We start from the raw sequence: 23,792 nt of genomic DNA on the forward strand, positions 1-23,792 counted from the left end.
CATCCAAAATATTGGGTGTCCTTTCTACAGTGAGGTGGTAAAAATCAATTATTCAGAGTTGATATATGACATAGCAAACAAAATAATCCGTCAGACTCTTTCTATGATAAAGACAAAATCGTATTCCGATAAAACTTTTACCGCGAGAATCACAGGAATTATCTCCGTGAAAAAATACCGGATACAATATTGCGGAAATACCTATACCGTATCAGCGACAATCCCATGTGCAGTCAACGATACTGTGCGCGTATGTGCCCCCTGCAATAATTGGACTGATTTATTCGTGGTAGAAAACAAAACCAGTCCCTCTAACTAACTGTAATATGCATAATATATTATCTTATCACATAAGGAGGTGATACAGCTTTGCAGGCATCCATTTACAGCATTCCCCCTTTTGATGCATCGACAGGAACCACCATCAGATTCGCATGGAAAGGCAACCAGGTATTTAAAAATCGATGTATCATTAAAAATAATGAAACAAATGAGGTTGTATACGACCATACAATTGAAAGCTTTAAATATGAGCATCCAATTCATCTCCTGGCTGCTGCTCTGATTAACGGCGAAAAGTATAACGCCTATATTACCGTTTTCGATAAAAACAATATCGAATCCGACATCCAGCAGCTGGGCCAGTCTTTTCTCTGTCTTGCGCTCCCGTCATTTCATTTTTCAAACATTACCGATGGGCAGGTGATTTCCGCCTCCTCCTACACCTTTCATGTCTCTTATTTCCAGGAAAGCGGAGAATTACTTGACTCTTGGGAAATTTCATTATATACCAAGTCACACACGCCGCTTTCGACATCGGGAACAAAATATGACACAAGCGCTTTAACACACACATTTTCGGGCTTTACCAATAAAAGTGAATACACCGTAAGAGCGACAGGAAAAACGGTTAACGGGATTGATGTCGACACAGGGTATGTAAATCTCTCCGTCACCTACAGCATCCGCGATATCTTCTCTCTCTTAGAACCTACTAATCTGGCAAAGCAGGGAGCGATTCAAATACGTTCAAATATTGTGTCCTCAGAAGGCCACCCGGAATCCACCGTAACCTTTATCGGTGATGAATATGTTGATCTGACTCATAATTCCCTCTCTTATACAGAGGGATTTGAATTAAATAAAAACTTTTCACTGGCCATACTTTTTTATGGAGCCTGCCCGAACCAGGAGGTTTTAACTCTTCGTTCCAAAAATCCAAATGCGCTGACCCTGTCCGTAACATACCGAATCGGAAAGTTTGGCAGCGATGAATTGTCGGCATGTTATGAATTAAAGGTCTCCAGCTATTGGATAAACTATATCCGATACAGCAACATCACCTCGCTGCCTTTGGCCGATCAAAAAACAGGGCTGCTCCTCTGCCGTGTAAATGGTCTGTACGATATAGAAATAGCCAATCTTGGAAAGGCGGTGTAAAAATGTTTATCGGCTCTACATTTGCAGGATGTCCTGAAACCGTATACGGGACTGGGATTGAGGAAGAAATTCTTACTGCTATAACATTAAAACATATGATTCTTGACGAACTTTACGCCACAAAAAAAACATTGATTAAGTTCAATTGGAATATCCCGGCAGATTGGGATTTTGATACCCATTTACATGCACTGTACCATAATGATTTATACGCCGGAAACGTAACTTATTCGGAAAGCATTGTCCAGAAAATCAAAATCAAGAAAAGAATCAAGGGAACCTTTACCTGGAAAACCATCTTTGAGAAAGAGATTCACTCGAATGAAGATTTTGCAATTGAGTTTTACGACTACTTAGAACCATCAAATACGGATATCGAATATGCCTATGTGGCCGTAATTTCCAATGCCGACACCGATACCATCTCGACCTGCGTACACTCTGAGTTCGACTGCTTCTTCCTGGTCGGCCAAGACGAAAGCTATCCTCTGGAATTGGATACGGAAACTTCGATCCAGTATAACCGTGAATCAAAAACGATTGTTGCCCCGGGTTCAAAATATCCCTATGTAGTGAACAACGGAATCTCCCGTTATTATTCCGGCACTCTCACTGCTACTTTCATCGAATTCAAGGATAATTGTTATGCTGTCGGCGACGGCTGGAATTACAGAAATCGTATTGATCAATTCCTGTCGGACGGCAAGGCAAAAATTCTTAAGACATTTGAAGGTGATATGTACATGATAAATCTGGTCGGCAGTCTGCCCCGCACCATAAACGGGCACTACCAGAATATCTCACATCAGATTGAATGGGTGGAATGCGGCAACCCGGCAGCCATTTCAGACTTGTACGATTACGGTTTTATCGATACCGATATAGACAGAGAATAGGAGGATAGAAACTTATGGCTTACTATCCTGCGGATGCGGATTTAAGCGCGGTCCGCCAACGACCAAAAGACATTTTCGTAAGAATTGAACTGCTTAACAAAAACTATAAAATTATAGATTCACTGACAGCCAATCTGATCAGTGATTCAATTAATATCGACAGCAAGGCAAAACAGCGAAGGACCTATAGCTGTAACATCCATGTCTCCGATTACTCATTTCTAATCGGCAATGACAAAAAAATATGGATTGATAAATATATAAGAATCTATTATGGGATTCAGACACTCCGTTCATCGGAGATTCTCTGGTGGTTAATCGGGACTTATACATACCTGGATGCCGATTACTCATACAGCGGAACTGATAATACTCTCTCTTTATCCTGCGCCGATCTGATGGCCGATTACGACGGCACAAAGAACGGAGTAATCGGCGGTTACTCTCTCACCATTCCCGCCGGGGAAGATATTCGCGAATCTGTTTTAGCATTGGTAAAAAAGGCCGGTATTACAAATTACTATATAGAGGATATCGGGAAAGAGATCCCTTATGATTTGGAATACTCCGATTCGGTGACTTACTGCGATGTATGGGCCGATATCTGCGGGCTGTACGATTCCTGGGAATTCTTCTTCGATGCCGATGGCACATTTATCTGGCGCCAGATTCCAACTGGTCTTTCCGAACCCTGTCAATTGGATGACTCCTTCCTTCAGCCGCTGGTAATTAATGAGTCTGTAAATAATACGTTCAGCGGCGTCTATAATGTAACCGAAATATGGGGAAAAGTATTGGAACTTGAAAATACCGACCGCTTTGTAGAAACCTCGACGTCGTCAAACGGTATCTACAATATTGCTCTTAAAGGGGTGGCCAGCCTGGAGGAGATTGAAAATCTCGATCGAATCGGCATTAAAATATGCTCTGACAGTATCGGAAACGATAAAGTAAGCATTAACGGCCTGACTGCCATACCGATTGTCAATGATGACGGAAGTGCCCTTGAAGCCGGCCGTTTAAAGGGCAGTACAACTTATGTCTTTATGTACCGGCGCACCTTAAATGGAACAATTCAAAATTGTCTGTATCTTCTCGGACAATACCAGGCTCATGGAATATACAAAGAAACTAACCCCGAGTGTCCATTCTCAATTGATAATCTTGGTTACGAAATATCTCAGCGGCTTAATTATGAGAAATTATATTCCGACGATCTCTGTTACAATCAGGCGGAGTATTTGACATACCAAACAACTGCAATGAGGGATACCGTAACACTCTCCCTTATAATTATCCCCTGGCTGGATGTAAATCAGAAGATAGAATACACCCCAAGTATATCCGGTACTACAGCCCAGTATATGATTCAAAGTATTTCCTGGTCCACCCTGGAGGGTACGATGACAATGACTCTCTACCGGTTTCTGGAGAGCTTTTCTTATGTCAGAAACAAAGAAACCTCACTTGAAAGGAGGAGTATTTAATGGCTGTAACAATAGAACCAGCAGAAAAAAAATATGTAGACTTACCGCTTACGGAATTCCCGGTAAAAGAAGATACAAAAAAACGCATGATGGATATAAACAGTGTTTTAATGCCGGTTGTAACACAATATAATTCTTATTTTGCGCAGGGCAATTTAGCGGCATGCAATGATCTTATAAAAAACAATCCCGATATTCTGGATTGCTTTTTTAATGCTGAAAAATGGAACTGGACCAGAGACGCCATTATCGCATTGCAGCGCTTTTATCTGGAAGATGTTGTAACCTTTATTAATGCCGTTGCGCAGAACACGGTTGGCATAGAGGATAACCCAGCGGATGAACAGGCCAGTCTGGTTGCCTTTTCCGCCGCAAAAGTCAATTCTCTATTTGACAGATTCCGGAGTATCCGGGATGTAACGATTCCTGTAAGCGGATTTGAAAATAATGTATTCACTTATCATAACGATAAAATACTTGCCGGCTATGCGCCTGAAGTCAGATTTTCAGAAGAAAGCATTCCTGTTGCGGTAAAGGCCCGGGTAATTGTTAAAACCTATGATGGATATATGACGTTTAAAGTTAAAAAAATGCCTGCGGCCGACCTGCTGATCGAGAGTATCTCGTTGATGGCTGTTTAGAAGGGAGAACACTTTGTACACACTCTTAGTTAATCATGATCATTCTGTTATTGCTACCAATAAAACCACAATCATGCAGCGGAGCAAGCTGGTTGACACGATCCAAATCCTGGTTCCGAAAATTTATGATGACATTGACATGACCGGTGCCGTTGTAAGACTGGAGTATCTTACTCCCGGCAATACCTATCGATTTCAACTGCTTACCCTGAATAATTCCGGCTATAAAAATGATTATCTTCAATACTTAATAAAAGGAGACACCGATATTACAGCGGAGGCCGGTGATTTGAACTGCCGCCTATCCTTCTATCTGTTAGAACAGGTGGATGGGAAAGAGATCCTGCAGCGCGTCAGGGAAACATTGAATTTCAAAATCCCCATTACCCCTGCTTCCGCATGGAGTATGCAGATTCCCGATGACGTCCTTGATCCGTTATCGCAGCTGATATTGGCACAAATGGCCGTCAATAAAGAAACGGAAGCCCTGGCCAGGCAGCTTTACGACGATGGGGCAAAAGATATCCAAATTGATGAAATCTCTAATAAAATCAAGCTTCTCGCCCGTTCCGGACAAATTGGAGAAGGTCTTGATGTGGATACCCTGGCCAGGAAAATTGCAGATATCATCCTTGCCCCCGATTTAGACGGAACCGAGGACGGTGTAACATATCTGGATGAAATACCCGCCAGCGCCGATGCTGCCAACCTGGATGAACTGCTGAAAAAATAAGACAAGGAGGCTTAAATGGCTCTTAAAGATTATATCAATAAAAATGAGGCCGGTTCAGTAAACGGAACTGGCTCTTCCGCCGGATCCGCCTCGCCCTCTGCTGCCGGGGACAATTTTACCCTTTGTGACGACGGCAGATATTTCGTTTATGAGAAGTATTCAGATACTGTCTATTCTCTTATCACGGAAACAAAGGATATCCAGTTGGATTCAAGCCAAATCAATATGGCCCAGGAATCCAACAGCCAGTATATTGCTTTTAAAATGGACCGATACCGGGACGGCATTGATTTAATGAATATGTATATCCAAATCCATTATGAAAATAAATCGAAAAAAGGCACGGTTGCAAATGCAGTCAATGTCGCCTATAGCGATGACAAAATTGTATTTGGCTGGTTAGTCGATGAAAATGTCACTGCTCTGGCTGGCAACGTCACCTTTGAGATTACGGCCACCGGCGTTAATGAAAAAAATGAAAAATATGTCTGGAAAACAAAGCCGAACGGAAAATTCACTGTTTTAGAAGCTCTTAACTATGAAGGTATTATCGAGCCGACCGATGAATGGTATACAAGTTTTATCAACATGATACTTACCCATGTATCCGATGCAAAATCATACGCCGACATGGCTCAGGCGTCGGCCGAGTCTGTAGATGCCGAAACCATAGAAAAAAACGTTAAAAATACTCTCTCACCCGAAATTACACAAAGGATATCGGATGCACTCGCTGGTTATTATGATAAAACTTCCGTTGATTCTCTTCTGGAAGATATAAATACCACCATACGCGGCATCAACAGTTTATCTGATTTGACGGTTTCATACGACGACGTCACCGGCACCTTAACCTTCAAAGACGGTGAAGATGAAATCACGAAAATTGTTATCAACAGTCTTTCAAATCTGAAGGTTTCCTACTCTGTAGTAAACGGAAAGGGAAAACTTGTTTTCCGAAACGGCGAGACAGAGATTACATCCGTTCTGCTGAGTGAGATTGAGCCTTCCGCCGCATGGACATCGGCGCTGAGAGAATCAATTACATCAGAAATCACAGAAGCAGCCGACACCGTCGGCGCCTCTGTCGCAGACGTAAAAGCCGCTGCAGACACGCTGGCAGATAAGGTTAAGACCGTCACCGGCGACGTTAACGCCGCCAGAGACGATATTGATAATCTTAAAACAGGTGTTGACACGGTTTCCAAAAAAGCGGCTGATACTGAAAACTCTCTGAACATTGTGAAAAAAGACGTTGAAGGATACGGCTCCGATATCCAGGGTTTAAATTCCGGACTAGCCGACCTGGATGAAAAGGTAAAAAACCTTGGAACGGTTGAATCTAATACATACGATGCAGATTATGCAGATAACATTTTTACTTTATATGAAAATGATGAAGTCAAGCGGCAGTTTACCATCACCGGAGGCGGCGGTTCCATTGACACCTCCACCATTACAATCGAGCGAATAACATCGGATCAGCTTATCATTCTTTCTGACGGCACGGCGGTGATTGAATTTAACTTCACATCCGTTGATAATGCCGGAGACACCACGGGAAATGGAACCGCAGCATGGAAGGTCGGCAGCACTGCTGTTGCGTCCTCTATTGCCATTCAGGGAAAAAACTCATTTGATATTACGCAGTACCTAAAAACCGGCGCGAATACTGTCCGCCTGACTGTCACAGACAGCTTTGGTTCTGTTTCTTCCAAAACATGGACCATCACCGTTGTCGAATTTAAACTGGAATCCATGTTTGATGATGCTCTCTTCTATTCCGATGAAGTCACGTTCCGCTATACCCCCTATGGCGACATTACAAAACAGATTATATTCAGGCTTGACGGCCAGGAACTGGGCGGGATTACTACCGCGGTTACCGGCCGGCAGATGGTTTATACGATTCCGGCGCAGTCTCACGGAGCCCACTCATTTGAAGTGTACATGACGGCTGAAATTAACGGCCGGGAGGTACGGAGCGATTCTGTATACAGAGACATTATCTGGGTGGACGTGAATAACGGCACACCCGTAATCGGCTGCTCCCTCAAGGCCTTTACAGCCAGACAGTATAACACCACTTCCATTCCATATGTTGTTTATGACCCGAAACATAATCCGGCCGATATCAGCCTGTCTGTGGACGGCAAAAACATATCCGCATTGTCCGTCGACCGGACGCGCCAGGTATGGAGCTATAAATCTTCTGACGTGGGCGAACAGACTTTACTTATCACCTGCGGGGAAGTTACAAAGGCAATTACCGCCACAATTGATGAACTTGGCATCGATATCAGTCCCGTTACTACAAATCTGGCATTTGATTTCAATCCGGCCGGACGCCACAACGGCGAGTCCGACTGGCTCAAAATTAACGATACTCTTTCCGTAACTGTTTCCGACAACTTTGATTCATCCAATGGCGGATATCAGATTGATGACGACGGTGACACCTTTTTCTGTGTAAAAGCCGGCACAAGCGCCGTCATTCCTTATCATCTTTTTGCCGATGACGCCAAAAAGACCGGCAAGAATTTTAAACTTATCTACAAATGCACTAATGTGAAGGATTACGAGGCAGAGGTTCTCTCCTGCCGCAATAATCATATCGGCATTAAGGTGAATGCACAGGAAGCCGTATTAACCTCCGAACAAAATCAGTTAAGCGTTCCTTACTGCGAAGATAATTATATGGAATTGGAATTCAATATTCTGCCGGATGCCGAACATACGGAAATGGTTATGTGGATCGACGGCATCCCTACCAGGGTTAAAATCTATTCTGCTTCCGACAGTTTTACCCAGACCACTCCCACAGGAATTACAATCGGCTCCGATGATTGTGACGTATGGGTTTACCGGATGAAATCTTACACGATGAACCTTACCGATGACGAAATACTGAGTAACTTCATAGCAGACGCAAAAAATGCCGACGAAATTATTTCCCGGTATATGCGGAATGACATTCTCGATTCCTCCGGCGGCCTGGATCCGGATCTCCTGGCAGAGAAATGCCCCGATCTCCGCATCATTAAAATAGAAACGCCGCGGTTTACTACCGGTAAAAAGGATAAAGTAGCAAGTACCTCTTTTCAGCAGATATATAAAAACGGCCGCGAAGCAATGGACAACTGGATTTCTGAGAATGGGATTCTCAGCGGACAAGGCACCTCTTCGGATAACTACGGTGAAGCCGGAAGGAACCTGGATCTGAACTGTAAGGGCGGGTTCAAATTTTCAGACGGCACAACTGCTGAAAAATATGGAATGACGGAGAACTCGATTCCCGTGAACTATTTTAATATTAAGGTCAATATTGCATCATCAGAGAATATCAATAATGCCGGAATTGCTGAGGAATACCATCTTTTTAATCCATATATCCGGCAGGCTAGGAAAGACGATTCCCGTGTGCGCGACACAATGGAATTCCATCCGTGTGTGGTTTTTATCCGTGAAACGGATACAGACAGCGCGGTTGAATTCGACGACGGTCAGTGGCATTTTTATGCTGCCGGTAATATTGGCAACAGTAAAAAGAATTCGGAGGCATTCGGCATGAATCCGGATAACCACAAGGAATTTATCGTGGAAGTATCTAATAATACTGATCCGCAGTGCAGATTCCTATCCGATGATCTCAGTAATGAGGGATGGGACGGCGATACCAGTTTCGAAATGCGTTATGAAAATCCGGACTGCACTCCGGAGGAGCTGCAGGCAGGAAAAGATGCATGGCAGACGCTCCTGACATGGGTTGTCAATGCAGAACCGGAAACGTTTTCCGCTGAATTTGAAGAGCATTTCATCAAGGACTCCCTTCTCTTCTATTATTTATTTACAGAACGGTATACGCTGGTGGACAATCGTGCCAAAAATACCTTCTGGCACACGGAAGATTTAATTCATTGGGATCTGTGTTTTGATTATGATAATGATACGGGCATGGGCAATGATAACGAGGGAGGCCTGACCTTGCGGTACGGTTATGAAGATACCGACACGATTGGAACTAAATCGGTTTTTAACGCCTCAGACAGCAAGGTATTCTGTTATATACGTGATTATATGCAGGAGGATCTGGCGGCTCTGTTCATTAAACTTGAAAGCCAAGGCGCCTGGTCGGCGGGCAGGGTTTTAACTAAATTTGAAAAAGAGCAGGCGTCCAAACCGGAGCGTTTATGGATTACGGACATGAGGCGCAAGTATTTCCGTCCGTACGAAGACAATGGAACCCCTTCCTATCTCGAAATGATGCACGGGGATAAAAAGCACCAGCGGAGGCAATTCCAGAAATACCAGGAAAAATATATTAGTTCAAAGTATGTCGGAGCTGCCTGTACTTCGGATGTAATCACGATCCGCGGTTATACGCCTGCTAACTGGACAGGTGTAAAGCCGGACGGAGTATTCCGCATTAAACCGTATGCGGATACTTATATTGTTAACCGTTTTGGTTCCAACCAGATTAAAGTCCGCGGCAAACGGGGTCAAACCTATGAAATGAAGTCTCCTATTGCTGCCATGAATGATACGGAAGTATATGTTTACAACGCCTCTCTCATTCAGTCTATCGGTGATATCGCCCCGTTTTACCCAGGATATACCGATTTCAACCAGGGCATCAAACTGATTGATTTAACGGTCGGTTCCGGGGTTGAGGGGTATTCAAATACCAATATGAATGATTTTGGGATCGGACGCAATGTTTTGCTGGAACGGTTAGATCTCCGTAATTTACCTAATTTGAAGAAAACCGTTTCACTTTCCGAGTGCATAAATTTAGAGGAATTTTATGCCGACGGTTCCGGAATAACCGGTGTTATATTTGCCAGGGGCGGAAAAGTCCGTGTTGCCCATCTTCCTGCAATCGCCTCTTTAACGGCAAATAATCTCTACCGTCTCGAAGATTTGACTATCTCTGATTATGGCAATATCACAACCCTTTCCATTGAAAACTGCCCTTCTATTGACGAATCGGCCCTGATAGACAAATCCGTTAATTTGACAAGGCTGCGTCTGTCCGGCATCGACTGGACGTTAGAGACAACCGAACGTTTGGACAGGCTTGCCAAATTAGCGGGTATCGATGAAAACGGTTACAATACCCTTACCTCTGTTCTGTCCGGTAAAGTATACATCCCTGTCATGAGGCAGCAGAAACTCGATTATTATAATGCAATCTGGCCAAATTTAGAGATCCGGTATGATACGTTAATCACCCAGTACAAGGTCACATTTTTAAATGACGATGAAACCCATACCGTTCTTGATATCCAGTATGTGGATAAAGGCGGGAATGCCCTCGATCCGATTACCAGAACCGACTCCCCGATTTCCACGCCGGCCAAGGACAGCACAATCAGTACAAATTTTGCGTTTGCAGGATGGGACGAGACGCTGACCGGCATTTTTGCCGACAGAATCATTACGGCAGTTTATACTGAGTCTGTGAGGGAATATACCGTTAAATATGTGTCAAAAGGATTAATGCTTCAGGAAAGCGCAGCCCCCTTCGGGACCACCGTTTACTATAAAGGTGATCTGCCGGCTTACACGGCTGAAGAAGCGGCTTACAAATACTATCTTTTTGCCGGATGGGATAAGAGCGGACTTGTAGACGGGGATAAAACGATTACCGCAGTCTATGATAACTGCGAATATACAGAGGGTTATTTTGACGGCAAAGATTTGTCCCAGTTGACCCAGGTGGAATTATACGCAATGATGAAACTTGGTCTGGAGACCGACTTACTGACCGTAAAAGACAGTTTGGATTTCCGCCTTGGCAATGATTATACTTTTAAAGATATCGAGGAGCATGAAGTAATCGCATCAGATATGAAATTTGACGGAAAAAATTATTTTGATACCGGAATTTCTATTTTGGATCAGGACCGTGATTTTACTCTTGCCATCGATTATGAATTCAGCGGCAGCAATTCGGCCGGAGCGACACTTGCTCAGTGTTTTCAGTCGGACGGATCAAATGGTTTCCGTTTATGGTGGGCAACCGAACCAAAACTCTCCTGGGGAACCGACAGTGAAAAACCATCCACGGGAACGAATCGTGAGATTCTGGTAATCAGACATACAGCCGGTTCCCAACATGTCACTGTATATAATTCAAATCTTTCGGGAAATGAAATCACAACGACGGGTCTTTCGGCTATCCGAAATCCTGTTATTTCCTCCACACTCGTCTTCGGCTGCAGTAAAGCGGACGACGGCGCGTATGAAAATCACGCGTCGGGAACTGTACATTGGTGTAAAATCTGGTACGCAGACCTTGGTGAAGATATGGGAAAGAATATCGCCCAATGGATACATGAAACAATTCCAATGGAAATAGCAAAGTTTAAGGGGTATTATCTGTCCGACACCTCCTCTAAGCGCGCCTCTATTACTTTCCTGGCAAATGCTCTCCTCGGAACAAAAAAGCAGTTTAGCAATAAGAGTACGAACGAAGGCGGCTGGGCCTCCGCTTCACTGAATGCCTGGTTAAACACCCGTCTCTATAACGCCCTGTCTCCGGCATGGAAAGCGTTGATTAAACCCGTTAAGGTATATTCTTCAACCGGTATGAAATCCTCAGATACATCTTTCTCCAACTGCTATTTCTATGTGCCGTCCCTCTATGAAACAGACAATTCTGCAACAAGCGAACCTTATATCAACGAAGCGAATGCCACGATTCCCTATCTGATTAATGACGATGCCAGAAAACGCGCTGCTGTAACTGCGCCTGAAACCTATGAGTCTTATTGGACCAGAAGCCCGAATGTGGGTTTTACCAACTATATTTATATGATTGATGAAGCAGGCGCACAAGCCGGTTATTCCTATCCGAGTTATGACGGTGGAATTTTATTAATGTTCTCCGTTGGCATATAAACAAAATCCCGGGGCCATCCTGACGGATGGCCTCAACTTCAGGTGGTGAAAAATGTACTATAGAGTTATTAAAAATGGAAAAGTAATTGACGTTTTAGAGCGCATTATCTATGTTAATTATCAGGAAAAACACGATCAGATCCTGATCTGTGATATCAAAGAAGCGGAGGCAATTTTATCGTCTGACGGAAAATATGCCTGGCATATTGACGGCTTATACAATTTCAAGCCGGACAATTCGGTTTACATTATCACAGAAATTTCAAAGTTCGATTACGACAAATACAAAAAAAATATAAAAGTAAAATAAGGAGGAATATTTATGTCTTTAATTCCTCGTTTTGCTCATGCTTCTACAAGAGCCGTTGCTGAAGAATGCCTTAAGAAAGGAATTATCAAGCATCCGTCCGTCTGTCTTGTCAAGGAAGGAAATTACCTCTTATTCGTTACACGTGATAACAAATTAGATATGATCAGCGGTTACAACCAGATTACAGATATTAAAAGTCTGGATGGAATCTTATACTTTATGGCCGGAGATAATGTTATTTACACGGCCGATGCTGCCGTCACGCCCGATACACTGCAGCGGATTAAGGAAGATGTCGAAGAAGCGATTAATCTTTCTTCCTATGCCAAAAGTGAAGACGTCACAAGCTTACTGGACTCTAAAATCGGCGATATCGGCAGCGCCTGTTCTGTCAGAGATTATGTTGATTCTCTTTCCTATAATTCATTAAGTGAGCTGCCTATTTCAAATCTTTATGGTTCATTGACAAAAACCGCTGTGATATCCGAGCTGGAAGACGGCGTTTATAAGGTATCCGGGCAATTTAAAATTGGCGGCGGCCATCAAACGATACAACTTTCCGGAAATGATGTTATTTTTGTTGTTGCGCATAACCACATTGACCATACAATTGCAATCACACAGCTCACAGGTAATGTAATCAGGATTTATATCCTGTCTTCAGATGGCAGTTACACATCCGACCGTTATGTCACAGAATCCTATGTCCGGGAACAGGATTTTATCACGTCAAAAGAGGTCAGGGATTACGTCAAAACCCTGGTAACGGATGCAATAGTGGAAACTATTGACACCGTATTGGATGAACGGCTTGACGCAGCTTTGGATCACAGACTTGGCAATATTGGAGAAGAGGCTATTACCGCTCTCTTCTAAAAGAAAGGAACTATACAAAATGGCAAAAATACAATACATGAATTTGACTGATCTTACTTTGTTCAAGCAGCTATCAGATGCTGAAACTCTTAATAAAATTAAGCAGGCGGTGTCCCCGGCCATCAAAACAATTTCTCAAAGCGCAGATCTTTATACTGTTTATTTTTATACTAAGGAAGCGCCTGTCACCGAAGATGACGCTGCTTTCAGTATTGCATTACCAAATCCAACCGATCTTATGAATGCAAAAGCGGATAAAGTAAAAAGCGCTGTTGCCGGAAATTTTGCAAGTCTTAGTGCAAACGGCAACCTCACCGACTCCGGAAAAAGGGCGGCTGATTTTGATCCGGCCGGCGCGGCAGGAACAGCTAAAACAGAGCTGCTCAAATTCATCGGCACAATTCCCACTGATGCCGCTGCGAAGACAATTGTCGCCTATATCAAAGAATCGGTTGTGGCCGGAAAATACGATGATGCCGCACTCAAAGCGCTGATCAGCGGAAACACTACGGCTATCGACATTATCAACGGAACTGGCGAAGGCTCCATCAAAAAAGCGATTATTGATGGTTTAAACGAGTTTACAGCCGGCGCTCCCGACAGCCTGGACACTTATAAGGAGTTAACCGACTGGATTTTAGGACATGCCTCCGATGCCGCCGACATGAACAGTAAAATTAATACAAACGCTGCGAATATATCAAATCTGACTGAATTTGTAGGAAGCCTCCCCGAGGGTTACGTTGCAAAAACAGTCATTGAATATATTGCCGAATACGTAGCCAAATCCCTGACTGATTCTGATTTATCCCAGTATGCGAAAGCAGAGGATTTAGACGCAGCCGTAGCACGGATTGACACAGCAGAGTCAGGATTGAGAACGGCAAATATATCCATTGCCGGAAACACAACCGAACTTGGCAAAATCAAGACCAAATTAGGCGACATCCCGGAAGGTGCCGCCGCTACCACAATTGTCGGTTATGCCAAAGAACTGTCGGATGCGCTTAAAACACAACTTTCTGATTTTGCAGCGCGTCTTGCCGCTACCGAAAAGAACGTAACAGCATTAGAAACCGATATGATAAAGGCCAAACAGGACATTTCAAAAAATGCTGCTGCCCTCGACAGTTTATCCGGTTTAGTCGGGGACGGCTTTGAGCCAATTCCCGAATCCGCCATCCGCTCATTATTTGCCGCCACATGAAACTAATCGAGAGGAGGGAACATGGGAAAACAATATTTAGATGAAAAAGGGCTTAAAATTACTGTCGGGGAAATGCAAAGGCAGAATGATAAACTAAAACAGGGGATTTCTCTCTCTTCCGGAACAAACAATGGAACACTAAAACTTACCATTGGAGACAGAGTGGTTGATGACATTCCTGTAACAGGGCTTAAAGATACAGCTTATCTTCCATCCTCCTCTTTTTCCCCGGTCCGCGGTTCCGCATCTCTTTCACAACTTGCCCAATCAATTCGTTTAGGCAGTGGCGCTCAGGGCGAGATTTATCAAAACAGCGCTAACTATCATCAAAAATTTGAGATTTTAGATAATGCATCTTCCGGGGATGCCGTCTTTAAATTCTCCCAATCATCTGATAGCGGGGCAACTTTTTCTACACTGGCGGAGATTCGTGAGGATGGAAATGTCGTTGCAAATACTTTTTCCGGAAACTTAAATGGGAAATTAAACAGCTATGCTTTGGGGCACTGGAATGCTATACCGTATATCCGCGACGACGGAGTAATGGAATTTGGTAAATTTCTCGATTTTCACTCTTCTGTCGACAGCAAAAATGATTACGATATCCGTTTGGCAGCATACGATGGATATTTACAACTACTTGGTGGTTCCTTAAAAGGAAATTTGCAGGGAAATGTAGTCGGAAATTTAACCGGGGTTGCATCCAAGGCTGCACTGGCTGATAAACTTACCAAAGCCAGAACTGTAACCATCGGTAAAACCTCCCGTTCGGATGACGGTTCCGGAAATTTATCCTGGTCTTTATCTGAAATCGGAGCCGCCACAGCCAACCATAGCCATACGTCATTCGATGCTGTAAATATTACCGGTCTTACCATAGATGTAAATGATTATAACCTGGCTGACGGTTCGATACGGGTGATTCGTTTCATTGAAAAAACAAGTGCCGGTTCAGCAAATATCACAAATATTCCTGTTTCTGGTGAGTCGTTTATTTTAATTGCGGAATTAGTTCGTTGGGCCTCCAACACCGATTACGTAAGTAAGCAGACATTTATATCCAAAGTAACCAAATCAACGTATGAGCGCTGGTGTACGAACGGAAGCTGGACAAATTGGCTGCCTAATGCCAGATTTTCTTTGACTCCTGTTTCCGGTCAGGTCTTAATTACAGATGGAACATCCGGGCAAATCAAAAGTTCCGGATTTACCATTGGAAAATCAGTTCCTTCAAATGCGGTTTTTACTGACACCAACACAATGGTTACAAATACGCTTGCCACCACGTCCAAAGCTTATATTACTGGTACAATGTCGGCCACAACTGCTACAACCACACAGATATTTGACACTGGAGTGTATTTAGGCGCGGAAGCCGGACAATTGGTTGCCGCTAAGTTTACCGGTGCATTAGATGGGAATGCGAAAACAGCTGCACGCGCAACGACGGCAGATAAGTTTACCGCAACGAGAAGTGTCAAGATTGGGAACACCGCCAAAAACGACAGCGGCAATAATGGCTTAACCTGGACTTTGGCAGAACTGGGAGCCGTGAATAAAACCGGCGATACAATGACCGGGCTCCTCACCCTAAAATCCGATCCCACTTCTGCCCTCCACGCTGCCACAAAACAGTATGTGGATAATAAAATTAACACCAGTCTGTCCGCCGTGGATTACATGCATATGATTGGTACGGTGGGGTCGAATGGGACTGTTACCGAACTTCCGTCTTCAAACATTAAGATAGGCGATTCCTATAAGGTAATCACTGCTTTTACTTTGGCGGCTGATAAATCCCATTCTGGTGAGGCGGTAAATGCGAAAGTCGGGGACACCTTTGTTGCAATGACGACTGCCCCTAAATGGCTGCATATTCCTTCCGGCGATGAGCCGACGACTTACCTCCGCTACTCAACAACTACAACGAATTTAACAACCTCGGCCAAAACCGGTGATATCATTCTCGGATACGCCGCTGCGAAACAGGTCGATTCAAGTATCGCTGCTGGCACTACTTCCACCAATCTTCCGACATCCGCTGCGGTTGCAAATTATGCCCTCAAGAAGACCGGCGACTCTATGAGTGGAAATCTCACCTTATCTGGAAACATTTATTTAACCAAAGGAAATACGGCAGGTGAAACACAAGAAATCAAATTTACCTGTGGTGCAAATGATTTTGCAAGAATTCAAACCGGGGGTGAAAAAGATCTCGGTTATTTGGAAATTGCAACCTCTGATAATGCCAATGAACCAATTTATTTCCGGCAATATACTGGTTCCTTTACGACCGCAGCACGGACGTTGACCTTGCTGGATGAAAGTGGTAATTCTTCATTTCCCGGTACAATATCGTCTAAAGGTTTTATTGGAAATGTGACAGGGAATCTCAGTACGGGATCTGCGATAAATAGTTCTTTATCTACCGGCACTTACCTGGAAGGCAATAAAGGCAAGACAATTGTTAATTCAACTGCCGGTGCCGGTTCTTATACAATGCTTGTTAAGATGAATTCGACTAATGGTTATTTTATGCATGGAACCTACCAAGATAAATATCTTTTACAATATACTTCTAAAAGTACCGTAGATGAGGGAACGAACAATGTTACAAAATCTGTTTGCCTGCTAAATGAATCAGGTAATACTTCTTTTCCAGGAACAGTTACGGCTCCAACGTTTTCAGGTACAGCAACTAATGCAACTAAGGCCACACAGGATTCGGCTGGTCAGCAGATTAATGCAACATATATCAAAGGGTTATCAGTGTCTGGTAGGACTATTACTTATACTAAAGGCAATAGCTCCACAGGAACCATTACAACCCAGGATACAACTTATCCTATTACCGGTAAATCAATAGATGCAGATTTTTCCACAAAATATCGCACTCAGACAAAAGGAAACACAAATAGGGGATATTACCTTTCTGCTATTCGTAACGCAACTGCCAATGTGGCTAATTCACCACAATTTGGTAGTGGCATTGCTTTTGGTAATGAAGACACACATGGTTATCTATATACATCTTATGATTCTAACAAAGCTTTTATCGGTGGTGGAAATGCTGATAAATTAATCTGGGTCAAACAATTAGCCTTTACTGATTCATCTATTACTGGTAATTCTGCAACAGCAACCAGACTGAAAAATTACTATACAACGAGGCCAACTTCTGCTAACTTGCCAATCACAGGTGATGGTGGAATAATTTCGTTTAAAGCTGTGGACACGATGACTGAGGGTAAACCACCGCAAAACTCGCATGTATTGCATTTTGAATGGGATAATACGGGTGGGTATAACTCACAATTAGCCATTCGCAATGGTACAGGTGATCTTTATGCAAGAGGTATGGATGCTGGTACTTGGAGAGCTTGGAGAACCTTTTTAAACTCATCTAACTATTCGTCTTATGCACTTCCTGTAAGTGGTGGCACGCTTAATCTGTCTACATTTTATGGGCTTACCCTCAAACGCAAGGACACCAACGGTTCTGCCATTCAATTTTCCAACTCAAATGGCACTTTGATAGGTGTAGGTGCGGCTTCAGACAAAACATTTGTAGTATCCTCTGAAGCAAATACGAACGGAAACATGTTCAAAGTGACACCCGCTGGCAAAGCTTACGCCGGAGGAACTGAATTATCAAAAGTAGGCCATGGACATACTGCCCTAACACCAATAGCCTCAAAGACATATACCGGATGCTATGCTACTGCCAATGATTTTGCAAATGCAACCTTCTATTTTGGAACAATAAAACCGACAGACTACTATGTGAACTGGAGAATAAAATATCGGATCCACGCCTCAATACTTGGACAGAATAATTATAAAGGGTTGTTCGACGTAGAATTATTAGGCGCACAGAATTCCAGAATAGTATATAAGGTTTTGAACAGCCATTATTCAACAAGCTATCGCACATTATATTATCACGTAATATACTCCGCGACATCAACAGGGTTTAATGCTGGATATGGTCACGCATTAGGTATCGGTTTGAGGAATTCCACGAATCCTACTTCTGCAAGTTATCCAAGAACTTTTAAGATAGAAGTTTTAGAGACGGCCAACTGTAGTGTGACTATGTTTGATGGATTAAAACTGTATTCTGGTATACCTGGTACAGGAAGCACCAATTATAGCGGTTACGGTGAATGGGATGGATTCAACAATGGCCTGAGGGAAACCGGTGATGACAATAACTATGACCGTTTAGTATCTCAAAGTGCACGAGTATATGCTGGTACAAACAAAATTTATCCCTACACAATCATTATGGAAGATTCTTCTGGAAAATGGCAATCACTTGTCATGTCGAATTCTACCGCTACGTCAAAATCTAAAAATGCGACCGGGTTCAGGCCCGAAAAGATGTTTTATTATCATTCCGGCTCTACGGTCTCGTCTTCTGCCCAAGTAGCTGCAACCACACTATACCAGGCCATGAACAGCGTGGATTTTCGTTATTCAACCAATTGCGGAACAACATTGACGGCCTATAAGGCAATTTATTTAGTTGGAACAATAAGTAAAAGTTTATTTTACCTTACTGATTCTTGGTACTCACAGTCTTTACCGACTTCTGACGACGGTAAAGTATATATTTACCTCGGCGAATCATATTCTACATCCGGTATCAACTTTGTTGTAGAGCATCCTATTTATTGGTACAAAAATGGCGCGGTGAGGACATATCCGGATACCGGTATCTCGGACAACACCTGGAGTATTGGTAATTGCGTTATGAAATATAATACATCCACAAAATCCCTGGATTTTAGTTTTGGATAATATAATGGAGCTGCTGACAAGCGGCTCCTGTTAAGATAAAAGGAGAAAAATATCATGAAGAAAACAGTCAAAGAATCGAATAACACTATCAAGACAGTCAAATATCCCTATGAAACTATCGAAAATATTTTAAAATACATGAACGAAACAAATTGGATGAATACCGATGTGTTAAGAATTTATGGTTTCTTAGATAACTTAAGGGGAATTCTAGCCACCACAGGAGAAGTATCTGAAGAGGAAATTGAAACTGATAAAAATACGCTTTCTGAAGACGTTGTAGCGTAAAGGCAGGTGACTCATTATGAGTCTTATTTTATGGCTGCCTCTGAATGGCACTCTTGATAACAATGGGTTACTTAGCCCCAATTATCATATGCAAACAAAACTAAAATATAGCGACAACGGAAAATTAGGTAAATGCATGCAGTTTGACGGAGATGCTTCTCAAATCTTATCGATTTCTAACGTTCCTCAGAAAGCTTCTAACTTTTCATGGAGCTGTTGGTTCTGTCAAACCTCTGTTACAACAACTAACAACGGTGTTGCTTCAACAAGCCAATATCTTTTATCTGCCGGAAGAGACTGTGGAATTATAGGTTTTAATTTAAGAGTCATGAACGGTGCTTTAGCTGTTCACTTGGGTTCAGCAGAAGATCCTACTACCAATAATACTACAGCCAGCAAAACAGCTAATTTTATTACAATTCAATCCCTATCCTTGGATACATGGTATCATGTCACAGTAACCGTAGATGAAGCTACTGTATATTGTTATATGAATGGTAAATTAGTCACTTCTTCCTCTCTGGTTTCGATAAACTACGCAAGTGGTAATATAGCAATGCATTCATATTTCACCATTGGTAAAATGGCGAACTGTCATGCTAATACGACTTCATATCTCCCATTTGTCGGATATATAAGCGATGTGCGAGTTTATGATCACTGTCTTTCAGTAAGAGAAGTTAAAGAAATTTCAAAAGGTTTGATTCTTCACTATCCTTTAAGTTCACCATATTGTGAGCCGGTTACAGAGCTTTACGGAGAAAAATATGCAAATGGTTTGGCCCTAGCAAAAAATGGTGAAATCACCAGTAACTTATGTACGGATGAAGATGGTAGTCCCTATACTAACTATTCTTTTTCTAAGCCTCCTGAGTCTACTAAAGATACATGGTATAGCATTAATTTTGGAAGCTACCCATTTACTGCCGGTAAGACCTATACTATCTCTGTTGATTACAGGGTAAACAGTTGTCAAAATTGTGATTTTACATTAAGGCATGCCAGAATTGGTAATGATTATTTTGGGTGCAAAACCTTTTCCTTAATCTCAAAAAACAATGTAGGAAAAGGATGGCAACACGCATCTATCACACAAGTAATTCCAGACAAATTTGATTATAATGGAACTGAAAAAATATGCAAGCCTCAGATCGAATGGTATACCGGAAATTTAAAGAATTCCGCTACCGACACTACCACCGTGCGTAGTGCGAATTTTGATCTAAAAAATGTCCAAGTGATTGAAAAGGATTATGATTTACCATTCGGGACACGAACAGGCATCGAATATGACTGTTCTGGATATGGAAACGACGGTACTATGGAACTGGAAACTGCCCCATCATGGAATGCTGATAGTATTAAATATAGTGGATGTTATCAATTTAGCAGTAACCACTTTATTAAATTCAGCTCTATATATGAAAGCAAAAAACTTTATGAATGCACGATAGCTTTTTGGTTTAATTTAACTTCGTCCACTTCATATCAGGCTATTTTAATTCCTTGTGGGAACCCTTCCGGGGGACTCTGGCTGTCAGTCAACTCAGAAAATTGCAGGTTATGGGCATATCAAGGGAAAAATGAACCACGCTATCATACAGTTGTTGGTGAATATTTCCCCAAAAATTGTTGGCTACATGTTGCTTTTTCATTTAATAATGGAGTAAGCAAATTCTATTTAGATGGGAAATATCAAAATTCTGTAACTTGGACACTCCCGTATATTGAATTAAAGGATTACTTTTCTTTAGGTGACAGCTATGGTGGCGATTCCTGGAATGAAACTCCCTTTAACGGCAAACTCTCCGATTTTCGAATTTATGCTACTGCCCTCTCCGATTCCAATATTAAAGATTTATACGAAACAAAGTTCTCACTGGATAATAGCGGGAACTTTTTTGTTGGAGAATTGATTGAGGATACACAAACCGTTGCTTTCGGACAAAATGCTGTTTTATCTACAAAAGAATTCTATGAATTTGATTCCCAAAATCTGTGTTATATAACTTCATATGGGGATGCTCCCTTGGAATATGGGTATACACCATCTACAGAAAACAATTCTAAATTTGAATTCTATCGCGTTCACCAAGACACGTTACAAGTAGGTGACATTGTTGTGATTGACTTGGATTTTGAATGGAGCGGAGGTTTCGATACATCCAATACGAACGGGACCTTCGATTTATACTTTCAAGGTGAATGTAAAAAGAAGGATGATACTACTGCTTATTGGGTTACTAATGAATATACAAACTCGTTAAATAGTATCAAGCGTCCCAAAGAGTTGGTTCTATCTTCAGAAAGTGGCACGTTTCACTATACATCAAAACAAACCGTAACTGCTTCTATGCTTGACTATGATATCAAATTTATCGGCCTCAGAAGTAACTATTCGAATGGGAAAGGGAAAGTTTCCTTTAAAAATGTTTGTGTCCGAAATTTAAAATATTCTGATGATGGTATAGGAAAATTGAAAATCCCAGATGACGGCACTCTTGCATGCAAAGAAATCATCGAATATTAAGGAGGTGATGAACTATGGTAGGTAATAATGGACTTATAAAAGGTGCATTAAGGGTTATTGGCACCCTTTTTGCTACGAAAATAGAAACTGATGAAATCAATGGTATTACGAAGTCAGAGATTAATTTTCTGGATAATGTAACCAGCAATATCCAAACTCAGCTTAACGGAAAAGCGACAACGGCCCAAGGCACAAAAGCTGACAATGCCCTCCCCCGCGCTGGTGGTACTATGACTGGAAATATAGCTTATAATATGCACTCCACCACCCAAACCCCTGTTAAGGTTTATGGCGGAAACAACAATGGCCAGGGAATCTCTGTTGGAGCCGGTGCCGCCACAATAGTTGGCTCTGGTGAGTCTGCTAAGGCGTGTGAACCATTATTAGCAGCTACCACTGAACAATTGTGGTTAACATCGGATGATGATATTAAATTCTATACAAATTGCCAGACGATAGGCAATAAAGTAGGAGTTACTTTAGGAACCGGGCGACAGTTTTACCCAGATGCAAATAATACAGGGTCGCTCGGTACATCCAGCAATAAGTGGAATAACGTATATGCTACAACTCTTACCGGCAGTTTGTCGGGAAATGCTTCTAGTGCATCAAAATGGGCTACAGCCAGAACAATAAGTTTCGCCGGAGCTGCCACTGCAAGTATGCCCATTGATGGAACTGCCAATAAGACTTTTACACTTTTGAGACGTGGAGCTAGTGTTGGGCAGTCAAGTGATGTTGTTTCTGATAAGCCGTGGTATAAATTTTCCAGCGTATCCATAAGCAGCTCCTATGCAGATCGCGAAATCGCATTTAAGGTTTCTTCCGGATATACTCTTACTGCAGCATCTGGCATCTTAAAAGCGCGTATCAGAACAAACGGAAGCAGTTTCTATGAAAGTGCCCAACTTTACTGGGAATATGCCAACTTAGATATTGATTTAAACAAATTTGTTATGGTTTATAATACCGGAACCAAGCCAACAATATGTGAACTTTGGTGTAAATGTGATACTTCTCATACAGGATATCATTTTTCTGTCATTGGAGAAAACTCCCGAACTGATCGTAACGATACCTATTGGACCTTGTACAATACATGGAGTGCCGGGTCACAGTCAGCTCCTACAAGTGGTTATACACAACTTACGAGTCGTTTTCTCACTATTAAAAATCCGATTTCCGGTAATGCCAGCACCACTACGAAACTTGCAACGCCCCGGACTGTCACATTCACAGGCGATATGACAGGCAGTTTTTCTTTTGATGGAAGTAAAAATGTAACTGCGAATCTTTTGTATACAAAACTTCCAAAAGTTGATAAGGTTTTAAGCGGAATTGTTGTTTCTCCATCCTCTTTCACAAATGGTATAGCAAAAATCACAAATTCTTATTTTACCCCCTACAGTGTAGTAGATGTATATTTTGATGAAGCAAGTATTCCTATTGCAAAAAAGGCAGGGATTGTTGTTAATAGTGAAAACGGATATTTGGAATTAAAAGCCAAAAAGGTTCCGGCTGGGAATCTAACACTGGAAACAATTAGAATTATGGATAAGGAGGTTACTGCTACTTTGAATGGAACACGTACGCTAAATGGGGATATTACTTTAGAGGGATATACACATACACCCATTGTTCAAAACGATGCAAGGCATGAATAAAATTAGGAGGTCTT

At 42.3% G+C, this 23,792-nt stretch carries 13 protein-coding genes; all 13 read left to right on the plus strand.

Going from position 1 to position 23,792, the window contains the following annotated elements; translation table 11 throughout:
• Positions 1–369 precede the first annotated feature (369 nt).
• Genes EJL91_RS03720 through EJL91_RS03780 form a run of 13 tightly spaced genes read left to right on the plus strand, consistent with a single transcriptional unit; the run spans position 370 to position 23,778 of the window.
• Entirely contained in the window at positions 370–1,440 is a 1,071-nt protein-coding gene (locus EJL91_RS03720) for a hypothetical protein (RefSeq protein WP_125140603.1), read from the plus strand.
• A gap of 2 nt (positions 1,441–1,442) precedes the next feature.
• A complete protein-coding gene (locus EJL91_RS03725; RefSeq protein ID WP_125140604.1) occupies positions 1,443–2,336 on the plus strand; it encodes a hypothetical protein in 894 nt (297 codons plus the stop codon).
• 14 nt (positions 2,337–2,350) lie between these two features.
• Entirely contained in the window at positions 2,351–3,823 is a 1,473-nt protein-coding gene (locus EJL91_RS03730; RefSeq protein ID WP_125140605.1) for a DUF5048 domain-containing protein, read from the plus strand.
• A complete protein-coding gene (locus EJL91_RS03735) occupies positions 3,823–4,464 on the plus strand; it encodes a hypothetical protein (protein ID WP_125140606.1) in 642 nt (213 codons plus the stop codon). Before EJL91_RS03730 ends, EJL91_RS03735 begins: the two co-directional genes overlap by 1 nt.
• Before the next feature lie 13 nt (positions 4,465–4,477).
• Entirely contained in the window at positions 4,478–5,197 is a 720-nt protein-coding gene (locus EJL91_RS03740) for a hypothetical protein (protein WP_125140607.1), read from the plus strand.
• A 15-nt stretch (positions 5,198–5,212) separates the two neighbouring features.
• Entirely contained in the window at positions 5,213–12,100 is a 6,888-nt protein-coding gene (locus tag EJL91_RS03745) for a DUF6273 domain-containing protein (protein WP_125140608.1), read from the plus strand.
• Positions 12,101–12,152: 52 nt separating this feature from the next.
• Entirely contained in the window at positions 12,153–12,410 is a 258-nt protein-coding gene (locus EJL91_RS03750; protein ID WP_125140609.1) for a hypothetical protein, read from the plus strand.
• 12 nt (positions 12,411–12,422) lie between these two features.
• Positions 12,423–13,286: a hypothetical protein gene (locus EJL91_RS03755; protein WP_125140610.1), complete on the plus strand. Its 864-nt coding sequence runs from the start codon at positions 12,423–12,425 to the stop codon at positions 13,284–13,286.
• A gap of 19 nt (positions 13,287–13,305) precedes the next feature.
• Positions 13,306–14,493, plus strand: a complete 1,188-nt coding sequence (locus tag EJL91_RS03760; RefSeq protein ID WP_125140611.1) for a hypothetical protein — start codon at positions 13,306–13,308, stop codon at positions 14,491–14,493.
• A gap of 21 nt (positions 14,494–14,514) precedes the next feature.
• The gene (locus tag EJL91_RS03765; RefSeq protein ID WP_125140612.1) at positions 14,515–19,296 is read left to right on the plus strand and encodes a hypothetical protein; all 4,782 of its coding nucleotides are present in this window, start codon (positions 14,515–14,517) and stop codon (positions 19,294–19,296) included.
• A gap of 54 nt (positions 19,297–19,350) precedes the next feature.
• The gene (locus tag EJL91_RS03770; protein ID WP_125140613.1) at positions 19,351–19,584 is read left to right on the plus strand and encodes a hypothetical protein; all 234 of its coding nucleotides are present in this window, start codon (positions 19,351–19,353) and stop codon (positions 19,582–19,584) included.
• Between the two features lie 16 nt (positions 19,585–19,600).
• The gene (locus EJL91_RS03775; RefSeq protein WP_125140614.1) at positions 19,601–22,114 is read left to right on the plus strand and encodes a LamG domain-containing protein; all 2,514 of its coding nucleotides are present in this window, start codon (positions 19,601–19,603) and stop codon (positions 22,112–22,114) included.
• 14 nt (positions 22,115–22,128) lie between these two features.
• On the plus strand, positions 22,129–23,778 hold the full coding sequence (locus EJL91_RS03780; RefSeq protein ID WP_125140615.1) for a hypothetical protein: 1,650 nt from the start codon (positions 22,129–22,131) through the stop codon (positions 23,776–23,778).
• Positions 23,779–23,792 lie beyond the last annotated feature (14 nt).

Origin of the sequence: Clostridium transplantifaecale (assembly GCF_900626075.1) — a bacterium.
Classification (GTDB): Bacteria; Bacillota; Clostridia; order Lachnospirales; family Lachnospiraceae; genus Otoolea; species Otoolea transplantifaecalis.

Excerpts from the sequence above, each read along its gene's own strand:
- EJL91_RS03750 (WP_125140609.1), top strand. The coding sequence starts at position 12,153 with ATGTACTATAGAGTTATTAAAAATGGAAAAGTAATTGACGTTTTAGAG.
- EJL91_RS03770 (WP_125140613.1), top strand. The coding sequence starts at position 19,351 with ATGAAGAAAACAGTCAAAGAATCGAATAACACTATCAAGACAGTCAAA.
- EJL91_RS03765 (WP_125140612.1), top strand. The coding sequence starts at position 14,515 with ATGGGAAAACAATATTTAGATGAAAAAGGGCTTAAAATTACTGTCGGG.
- EJL91_RS03780 (WP_125140615.1), top strand. The coding sequence starts at position 22,129 with ATGGTAGGTAATAATGGACTTATAAAAGGTGCATTAAGGGTTATTGGC.
- EJL91_RS03735 (WP_125140606.1), top strand. The coding sequence starts at position 3,823 with ATGGCTGTAACAATAGAACCAGCAGAAAAAAAATATGTAGACTTACCG.
- EJL91_RS03775 (WP_125140614.1), top strand. The coding sequence starts at position 19,601 with ATGAGTCTTATTTTATGGCTGCCTCTGAATGGCACTCTTGATAACAAT.
- EJL91_RS03755 (WP_125140610.1), top strand. The coding sequence starts at position 12,423 with ATGTCTTTAATTCCTCGTTTTGCTCATGCTTCTACAAGAGCCGTTGCT.
- EJL91_RS03730 (WP_125140605.1), top strand. The coding sequence starts at position 2,351 with ATGGCTTACTATCCTGCGGATGCGGATTTAAGCGCGGTCCGCCAACGA.
- EJL91_RS03745 (WP_125140608.1), top strand. The coding sequence starts at position 5,213 with ATGGCTCTTAAAGATTATATCAATAAAAATGAGGCCGGTTCAGTAAAC.
- EJL91_RS03760 (WP_125140611.1), top strand. The coding sequence starts at position 13,306 with ATGGCAAAAATACAATACATGAATTTGACTGATCTTACTTTGTTCAAG.
- EJL91_RS03725 (WP_125140604.1), top strand. The coding sequence starts at position 1,443 with ATGTTTATCGGCTCTACATTTGCAGGATGTCCTGAAACCGTATACGGG.